At 59.2% G+C, this 431-nt stretch carries 1 protein-coding gene; it reads right to left on the bottom strand.

What is annotated here, in order from left to right; genetic code table 11:
• Positions 1-270 precede the first annotated feature (270 nt).
• Positions 271-431 (bottom strand): sigma factor-like helix-turn-helix DNA-binding protein (locus AC1DM9_RS34535; RefSeq protein WP_477584519.1); only part of this gene is annotated, 161 nt, incomplete at its 5' end.

Raw genomic sequence — 431 nt, 5'->3', positions numbered from 1 at the left:
GCTGGTAGACGGTCCAGTCCGTCATGCCGGCGTCGCTCTTCGCGAGGCCCAGCACGGCGTCCACTTCGTTCGGCGCCAGCTCGCCATCCATCAAAACGGAGATTTGCTCCGATGCTTCCACTACATGAACCGACTGCTTATGAGCCTGACCCATTTCCCACCCCAAGAAATTCCATTGAACACCGATAAATCCCGTACTGCTGCTTGTCGTTTATCGATGCAGGAATTGGCTGCAACGCTGGCTGCACGACATTCTTCAACTTGCTACCTCTACCACCGCTTGCCCTCGGCTGTTCCCAGCAGGGGGCGCAACTTGTCGGCAATCGCCTCGCGGGCGCGGAAGATCCGTGACCGCACGGTGCCGATCGGGCAACCCATGGCTTCGGCGATTTCCTCATAGCTGAGGCCCTCGATTTCGCGCAGGGTGATGG

Source organism: Paenibacillus sp. 01T431 (assembly GCF_056398625.1).
Note: the sequence above shows the minus strand (reverse complement) of the source record. Positions and strands in the feature narration are given on the sequence as shown.